The 9,084-nt window shown below is 37.3% G+C and carries 8 protein-coding genes; all 8 read left to right on the plus strand.

The window, feature by feature from the left end; translation table 11 throughout:
- Window positions 1-675: leucine-rich repeat protein (locus ACLTL4_RS10370; protein ID WP_412320503.1), on the plus strand; the 675-nt coding region annotated here is incomplete at its 5' end.
- A 399-nt stretch (window positions 676-1,074) separates the two neighbouring features.
- On the plus strand, window positions 1,075-3,252 hold the full coding sequence (locus ACLTL4_RS10375; protein ID WP_022119720.1) for a CRISPR-associated helicase/endonuclease Cas3: 2,178 nt from the start codon (window positions 1,075-1,077) through the stop codon (window positions 3,250-3,252).
- Window positions 3,253-3,270: 18 nt separating this feature from the next.
- Entirely contained in the window at window positions 3,271-3,999 is a 729-nt protein-coding gene (cas5c, locus tag ACLTL4_RS10380; protein WP_412290445.1) for a type I-C CRISPR-associated protein Cas5c, read from the plus strand.
- Window positions 3,993-5,786, plus strand: coding sequence for a type I-C CRISPR-associated protein Cas8c/Csd1 (cas8c, locus tag ACLTL4_RS10385; RefSeq protein ID WP_412290443.1), 1,794 nt, complete (start codon window positions 3,993-3,995; stop codon window positions 5,784-5,786). Before cas5c ends, cas8c begins: the two co-directional genes overlap by 7 nt.
- 33 nt (window positions 5,787-5,819) lie before the next feature.
- Window positions 5,820-6,674 (plus strand): type I-C CRISPR-associated protein Cas7/Csd2, encoded by an 855-nt coding sequence (gene cas7c / locus ACLTL4_RS10390; RefSeq protein ID WP_173866862.1) that lies wholly within the window; start codon window positions 5,820-5,822, stop codon window positions 6,672-6,674.
- Window positions 6,671-7,357 carry a CRISPR-associated protein Cas4 gene (gene cas4, locus ACLTL4_RS10395; protein WP_022119724.1) on the plus strand — a complete coding sequence of 229 codons (687 nt, stop codon included), beginning with the start codon at window positions 6,671-6,673 and terminating at the stop codon, window positions 7,355-7,357. Before cas7c ends, cas4 begins: the two co-directional genes overlap by 4 nt.
- Before the next feature lie 11 nt (window positions 7,358-7,368).
- The gene (gene cas1 / locus ACLTL4_RS10400) at window positions 7,369-8,364 is read left to right on the plus strand and encodes a CRISPR-associated endonuclease Cas1 (protein WP_412290441.1); all 996 of its coding nucleotides are present in this window, start codon (window positions 7,369-7,371) and stop codon (window positions 8,362-8,364) included.
- A gap of 13 nt (window positions 8,365-8,377) precedes the next feature.
- On the plus strand, window positions 8,378-8,668 hold the full coding sequence (gene cas2, locus ACLTL4_RS10405) for a CRISPR-associated endonuclease Cas2 (RefSeq protein ID WP_022119726.1): 291 nt from the start codon (window positions 8,378-8,380) through the stop codon (window positions 8,666-8,668).
- Window positions 8,669-9,084 lie beyond the last annotated feature (416 nt).

Genomic DNA, 9,084 nt, shown 5'->3' on the forward strand with positions numbered 1-9,084 from the left:
TGGAATGCATTCCAGAATGCACTGGCAGCAGCAAAAGCAGCAGCCGCTTCTAAGACTGCAAGTGCCGCAGACGTCCGCAAAGCACTGGACAGCCTGAAAAAAGCAGAGCAGAATCTGAAAGCGGCAGGCAGCGAGCCGGATACTGGCAAAGAAACCGAAACGAATAAACAGCCGGAAACACCAAGCACACAGCCTGGAACAGAAAAGCCAAACACAAATCCGAATACTCAGAAAGTACCTGCTGTCGGAACAACCAAACCGGTTGGAAGAGGATTCTACAAAGTAACAAAATCCGATGCAAAGAACGGAACCGTTGCTCTGGTGAAACCGAGAAAAGCAACAGAAAAGAAATTTACCGTTCCTGGAACTGTAAAAATTGACGGCGTTACCTTCAAAGTAACCGAGATCTCAAAGAATGCATTCAAGAACAACAAAAAACTGACGCAGGTTATCATTGGCAAAAACGTAAACAAGATCGGTGCAAATGCATTTAACGGTGCAAAGAAACTGAAAAAGATCACGATCAAATCCACACAGCTGAAGAAAGTCGGAAGCAAGGCCTTCAAAGGTATTGACAAAAAATGTAAGATCAAAGTACCGAAGAAGAAACTGACACGCTACAAACGACTGCTGAAAGGAAAAGGCCAGAAGGCAAGCGTGAAGATCACAAAGTAAGAAACAAGAAATAAAGTTGAAGTAAGGAAAAAGACCAGTGCGAAAGTGCTGGTCTTTTTTGACGGGTAAGATTTAAGATAGATTTTGACTAAGCAGTTGAAAAAATAGGAAAGATAAAATATAATTGGAAAGTCTGTACAGGTTGTGCATGTGAGTAGAAATTATTTTGTTAAGTATAAAGATGATCGTATGCGAAAATGAAAAGTTTTCATACGGTCATTTTTATTATGGTACCGAGTCAGAAGGTAATATGTTTACACAGTTGTGTTTGAAAATTTTGATCAGCTGATAAAAGATATAATGATATGTAAATTATATTTAACTAAATAAAGAAAAAATTGACATAAAAGAAAAAGAATGGTATAAGTGAATTATGAGAATACAGGAGGGTACAGCAATATGGGGGAAATATATATTGCACACAGAAATGAGTATACAAATGAGGTACAAACTGTCCGGGAACATTGTGAGAATACGGCAAATCTTTGCAAAGAATATGCAATTCCGGAAATGGAAGATCTAGCTTATGCGGCAGGAAAAGCACATGATATCGGAAAGTATCAGGAGGGATTTCAAAGAAGAATCCGAGGGGAAAATATTCGTGTAGAACATTCAACCTGTGGAGCAATTGCAGTGGGTGAAAAGTATCCAAAGCCAATGAATCTGATGATGCAGTATTGCATTGCAGGACATCACACGGGAATCCCAAATGGGGGATTTGGAAATGATGAGGATAACAGTCTGAAAGGCAGAATGAACAGGACGTTTGAGGATTACGATGCCTACAAGCAAGAACTGGAACTGCCGGAATTAGATATTCGAAAATGGCAGCAGTTTCTTGCTGCGGATTGCGGAAGAAATGCGGATTGGTTAATTGATAAGTTTACATTTCTGACAAGATATTTATTTTCCTGTCTGGTAGATGCAGATTCAACAGACACCGCGGAGTTTTGCAGAAGTACAGAAGTAGTGAGAAAATTGCAGGCTGATTTTGAAAAGTGTCTTGAAAAAATAAATGTTCAGTTACAGGCGTTTGAAGTAAAAACAGAATTGCAGAAGACGAGAAGCTTGCTGCAGGAGCAGGCATATCGAAACAGTACAAAAGATGCACACATCTACCTTATAAATATGCCAACCGGCAGTGGAAAAACATTAGCGAGTGCGAAAATAGCACTGCAAAGAGCAATAGCGAAAAAGAAAAAAAGAATTATCTATGTGATCCCGTATAACAGTATTATTGATCAGACAGCAGAGGTTTTTGAAAAACTTTTTGGAAATAATCTGGAGATTTTAAGACATCAGTCAACTTTTTCTTATGATGAGAAGGTGGATTTAAATGAGGATTATCGAGAAGCAGCTAAAATAGCAGTAGAAAATTGGGATGCTCCATTTATCATAACAACAGCAGTACAGTTTTTTGAAAGCATTTATTCAAATAAAAGAGGAAAACTTCGAAAATTGCACAATATGGCAGACAGTATTCTGATTTTTGACGAGGCACATATGATGCCGCAGGATTATTTACAGCCATGTCTTCAGGGAATTGCCTATATAACGAAATATCTGAACAGCGAAGCTGTTTTTCTTACGGCAACGATGCCTGATTTTGAAAAGTTGCTGAAGCTTTATGCACCGGCAAATAATCGAATCGAAAATTTGATCAAGGATAAGACGCTTTTTGAAAAGTTTCAAAAATGTCAATATATCAATATGGGAAAAGTAAGTCCGGAAGGACTATTAGCTAAAAGTGAAAAGTATCCGTCCAGATTGATTATCGTAAACAAGAAGAAAAATGCAAGACAACTTTTTCAGATGTGTACAGGAAGAAAATATCACTTATCGACTTATATGACTGCATATGACAGACAAAAAGTTCTGCAGGCTATCAGAGAAGAACTGAAAAGCCTGGATGAAGATTTTCCAGATGGAAATATACCGGAAGAGAGAAGGATTACGATTATTTCTACATCGCTTATTGAGGCAGGAGTTGATTTGGATGTATATACCGTTTTTCGTGAATTGAATGGTCTGGACAGTATTCTCCAGTCGGGAGGCAGATGTAACAGAGAAGGAAAGCGGGATAAGGGTGAAGTTTTTGTGTTTGAATTTGAAAATGAAGCACAGAATGACAAGATGAATATTACGCAACGTTTGTTGGCGGAGTATAAAGATATTTCACAGCCGGAATGTATTGAAGAATACTATGAAGAAGTGTTTTTCTTAAAACAAGAGAATATTCAGAAAAATACGATGCATATAAAGTGCAGGTCTTTTGAAAATCTGCCATTTCAGACTTATGCAGAACAATTTGAACTGATCCCTGATAGGACATGTTCTATTGTTGTACCAAGAGATGAAAAGAGCAGAAAACTGGTGGATACTCTGAGATATACAAAAATCGAAAATGAGAAGGAGCTGCAAAAGTATACCTGTACAGTTACTAAGAAAGAATTGGATGAGTTGATAAAACAACATGTTGCAGACGATTTTGGTACGGGAATATACTGTCTGACAAATGAAGATTATTATGACGAAAATTTAGGAATTTTATTGGAAGCACAAGATTATTTTTTATGAAAGAAGAGGTGAAAAACAATGGGATATGGATTTAAAATCATAGTGGAAGGAGATTATGCATGCTTTACGCGACCGGAATTGAAAGTGGAACGAGTCAGCTATGATGTTCCGACACTGGGAGCATTGGAAGGAATGTTAAAGAGTGTGTACTGGAAACCGGCAATCCGTTATGTGATTGACAAAATCATTGTATTTCAGGAGATTGATTTTGCAAATATTCGAAGAAATGAAGTAAAAGATAAGGTACTGCTCAGTGCAGTAAAAAATCAGATGAAACAGAAAGGAGGAGATCCTTGTATCTATACTTCTCAAAGCAGAAGTCAGAGGGCAGCAATGGTTCTGAAAAAAGTGAAATATGGTATAGAATTTCACTTTGAGCTGACCGGCTTGAAAAATAATCGAGAAGATGACGGAGAAAATAAGCATTATAACATTTTGAAACGAAGACTGGAAAAAGGTCAATGGTTTCGGACACCATGTCTTGGGTGCAGTGAATTTCCGGTAAAAAGAATAGAACTGGTAGATGCGTTTGATACAGAAATGATAAGCAGCAGAATCAAGGAAATGGGGGATGTTGATCTCGGATATATGAGTTATGAGGTACAGTTTGAAGACAGGGGGAAACCCATTAATGGAGACTGGGAAAATCCCAAATTCTCCGATCGTGCAAAAACATTATACTACAGACCGCACATGATTGAGGGAGTCATTGATGTTCAAAAATACAGGGAGGGATTGCGATGCTGATAAAAGCATTATGTGATTATTATGATATGCTGTCGGCAGCAGAAAAGGTACTTCCGGAAGGATATTCGAAGGTAAAGATACATTATGAGGTAGCATTGACGGAAGAAGGCGAGATTGATCATATTATAAATATTCAGAAAGAAACAGAAGTAACAGTCGGGAAAAAAATAAAAAAGAAATTAGTGCCGCAGGATCTGAAAATGCCTCAGAGAACAGAAAAACCAGGAATTGATGCCAATATAGCAGAGCACAGACCGTTATATTTGTTTGGATTGAACTTGGAAAAAGAAGGACTGACACCAACAGACCGGACGGGAAAGGCACAAAAATCCCATGCAGCTTTTGTAGAAACAAACCTGAAATTTATTGAAGAAATGGATACACCGCTTGTGAATGCGTATCGAAAATTTCTTCTCAATTGGAAACCGGAAGAACAGACAGAAAACCAGGAATTATTAAGATTACAAAAAGATTACGCAAAATCAGGTTATGTGTTCTGCCTGACTGGAAGACCTGGACATTATCTTCAGGATGAACCAGTGTTTGCAAAAAAATGGAACATGTATTATGAAAAGCAAAAAGCAGAAGCAAAAGATGCTTATTTTGCACAATGTGCAGTTTCAGGTGAAGAAAGACCTCTTGCAAGAATCCACAGCAAGATCAAAGGGGTGTATGGAGGACTTGCAACAGGAAGTGTGCTGATCGGTTATAATAATCCTTCTGAAAATTCTTATGGAAATGAACAGTCCTATAACAGCGGAATTTCAGAAGAAATGATGAAAAAATATACAGAAGCATTGAATTATCTTCTTGCGTCTCAAAAACACAAACATATGCTGGAAGATATGACGATGGTCTTTTGGGCAATGGATACGGAAGATAAGTGTGAAGATCTGTTCAGCCAGTTGCTTTTTGAAGAGTCTGATACTTTAAATGCAGAACAGACAGAAGAAATGTTGAAAAAGATGATGGAAGATGCCAGGGAAGGAAAAATAACTGCAAAAAGGCTGGAAAATCTAAGTACTGTAGATCCAAGTGTTGATTTTTATATGCTGGGGTTAAAGCCTAATTCTTCTAGGCTTTCGGTAAAGTTTATTATTCGTAAGAAATATGCAGATGTGTTGTGGAATATTGCAAGATTTCAACAGGAAATACAGGTGGTACAGGAACAAAAGCCGGTGCCTCTCTGGATGATTGAAAAAGAACTGATTTCACCGAAGAGTAAGAATGATAAAGTAAATCCGGCTTTAATGGCAGGGTTGTTAAATGCAGTAGTATATGGCGGAAAATATCCGGTGGCATTATTTGAAAATACTCTGCGAAGAATCCGAATTGATCGAAACATCAATAGGATTCGCTGCGGTATAGTAAAGGCATATCTTAACAGAAATGACAAAAAGGAGGAGATTACAGTGGGATTGAATGAAGAAAATAAGAGTCCGGCATATTTGTGCGGACGGTTGTTTGCAGTATTGGAACAGCTGCAGAAAGATGCAGCAGGGACAGAGTTAAACAGAACCATTAAAGATGCATATTTTGCATCAGCATCGGTAAAACCGGCGTTGATTTTTCCTAAATTGATACGGCTTAGTCAGAATCACTTAAAAAAAATAAAAAATGCAAATTATCGTTATAAGTATAATGAGAGAATCCAGAAAATCATAGAACTACTGGATGGAAAATTTCCGGAAATGTTGCGACGTACAGAACAGGGAGAATTTTTTGTAGGATATTACCAGCAAATACCGGAGCTTTTTAAGAAGAGTGAAAAGAAAGAAGAACAATAAAAAATGAATAGAGACGAAATGGAGGAATAAATTATGGCACTGGAGAACAGATATGATTTTATAATGCTTTTTGATGTGGAGAACGGAAATCCGAACGGGGATCCGGATGCAGGAAATGCACCGAGAATAGACTCTGAGTCAGGATATGGTTATGTTACGGATGTCTGCCTGAAGAGAAAAATCAGAAATTATGTAGAACTGGTAAAAGAAGGAGAAGCGGGATATAACATTCTGATTAAACCGGATAAAGCCTTGAACAGTAAATTTACAGCAGCATATGAAGCAGAAGGATTGAAGACAAAGAATAATGGCAGAAATGAGGATGATGTTAAAAAGGCTCGTGCATACATGTGTAAGAATTATTATGATGTGAGAACTTTTGGAGCAGTAATGTCGACAGGTAATGATCCTTGTGGTATTGTCAGAGGGCCGGTACAGCTTAATTTTGCCAGAAGTATTTCGCCAATCGATATAGAGGATATTACGATTACAAGACAGGCACGCACAACGGATGAGCGTCAGGAAACCGGTCAGACGGAAATGGGAAAGAAAAGCATCATTCCGTATGCATTATATCGGGCAGAAGGTTATGTATCTGCTGCACTGGCAAATAAGACCACAGATTTATCAGAAGCAGATCTGGAACTTTTGTGGGAAGCAATCATAAATATGTTTGAGAATGATCATAGTGCTGCAAGAGGAAAGATGTGTATGCGAAAGCTGTATGTGTTCAAACACAGCAATGTACTTGGAAATAGTCCGTCACATTTAATGTTTGAAAAAATTAAAATAAAAGAAGAAAATGAAATTCCTCGTTGTTTTGATGATTATAAAATTGAAGTGGATGAAAAGATGCCGGAAGGAGTAGAACTGATCGAAAAATTATGAAAAGCCAGGAGATAACAATCCGATCTATACAGCATTACATGTATTGTCCCCATCGTTGGGGATTGATAGAAATTAATAAATCCTGGGGCGAGAATATATTCGTAACAAAAGCAAATCTGCTACATGATCGAGTACATGATCCGGAGAAAAGTTATACAGGAAGAGGCAAAAAAGTATATACTTCGGTTCCGGTTTATAATGATGATGAGCAATACAATTTATATGGCGTAACAGACTGTATAGAATTAAAAAAAGATAAAACAGGGATTACGATAAAAGATGACAATCAAAGATATAAACTGACTATTGTAGAATATAAACCAACAAAACCAAAAGAAAAAGATTATCGGGAAGATGATCTGATGCAGGTTTTTGCACAGAAACTGTGTGTGGATTCTATTTTTGGAGGGGACTGTGACGGTGTTCTGTATTATGCAGATGTGAAGAAAAGAATATCATTGCCATTAAAAGAAAATTTTGAAAAATATAATGAAGAATTAAAGAGACTTTTGACAGAAATGCGGGATTTTTTAAAAGCAGGAAAAATCCCGCCGATTCGAAAAAATCAAAACTGTAATGGATGTTCTATGAAAGATGTATGTATGCCATCCATGAGAAAAATCCCTGATTTAAAAAAAGAGATAAAAAAGATTGAGAGGGAACCGTTATGCGAAAACTCTTAAATACAATATATGTGACAAATGAACAGATGTATTTGATGTTGGACGGTGAAAATCTTGTCTGCAAGGCAGAAGGAGAAATTAAACTTCGGATTCCTTTTGAAAATGTGGAAAATATTGTGTGTTTTAGTTATCTTGGATGTTCGCCGGCGTTGATGGGAAAGTGCGTGGAAAAGCTGATTCCAATTAATTTTATGTCGCCACAGGGGAAATTTCTGGCAAAAGTTTGTGGAGAGACAAAAGGAAATGTTTTTCTCCGTGTAGAACAAATTGACTGTTTCAGAGCATGCGGATTGCAGCTGGCACAAAATACGATGGCAGCAAAATTCAGTAATACCAGGCAGGTAATACGCAGAACATTACATGATAATGCAGAATTGAGAGATAATCAGGAAATACAAAAAGTACTGGGGATTTTACATGACGGAATTGAGAATGTTTATAGAGCAGAGACAATAGAAGAAGTTATGGGTATTGAAGGATATTGTGCACAGAATTATTTTTCAATTTTCAATCGATTGATAACAAATACAAAAGTACCGTTTAGCTTTGAGTTTCGAACAAAACGTCCGCCGTTGGACCCGGTAAACGCAATTTTATCATTTGTTTATACACTTGCAACAAATGAATTTGCAGCGGCGTTGGAAACAGTAGGATTGGATAGTTATATTGGATATTGTCATGCATTGCGAAGCGGTCGTGTATCATTGGCCTGCGATATGGTGGAAGAAATAAGATGTATTGTAGAACGTTTTGTTATCACTTTATTGAACCTGCAGATTATAGGAGAAAAAGATTTTGAAAAGCAGATTTCAGGAGCGGTTTGGTTAAATGCAGATGGCAGGAAAAAAGTATTGTCAAAATGGCAGGAAAAGAAACGTACTGATTTAATGCATCCGTATCTGAAGCAAAAGATACCATTTGGATTATTACCGTATGTGCAGAGCAATTTGCTTGCCAAATATATACGAGGCGACATTGAGAGCTATCCACCATATCTGCAAAAATAGGTGGTGAGATAAAATGATGGTTTTAATAAGTTATGATGTTAGTACTGTCAGTGCAGCAGGAAAAACCAGGTTAAGAAAAGTGGCGAAAGAATGTCAAAATCATGCACAACGAGTACAGAATTCTGTTTTTGAAGCTGATTTAGATTATTCCTCTTTTTTGAAATTAAAAGATAGTTTATTAAAATTAATTAATCCAGAAGAGGATAGTTTGCGATTTTATTATCTTGGGAACAACTGGAATAAGAAAATTGAACATATAGGTGCTGAGAAAACATATGATCCAGAAGGCGTAATTATTATTTGAAGGTAGCGAAGGTGTGATGATTCAAAAACCACTTGAGGTTCGCCTGAAAAAACATTATAATAAATAAGTTATATATGCGATATCATATAAATGATATCAGCAGAAATAAGTCCGTCCCAATATGTGGAAATGTTCCGTTACATAAATACAAAATGTAGCGGTCACGTCCCGTAAGGGGCGTGTGAGTAGAAATTATTATCTAATATAGGTAGTATAAAGTTAGAAGGTCACGTCCCGTAAGGGGCGTGTGAGTAGAAATGTAATTGGTTGAATTATTTACGCAAATCTTATGCGTCACGTCCCGTAAGGGGCGTGTGAGTAGAAATAAATGTACTGCTGATGCTGTACCGCCTGACATTGAGTCACGTCCCGTAAGGGGCGTGTGAGTAGAAATATTGTCGCCGCCCTTATACCAC

It is taken from the genome of Hominisplanchenecus sp., assembly GCF_046967715.1.
Taxonomy (GTDB): domain Bacteria; phylum Bacillota; class Clostridia; order Lachnospirales; family Lachnospiraceae; genus Hominisplanchenecus; species Hominisplanchenecus faecis.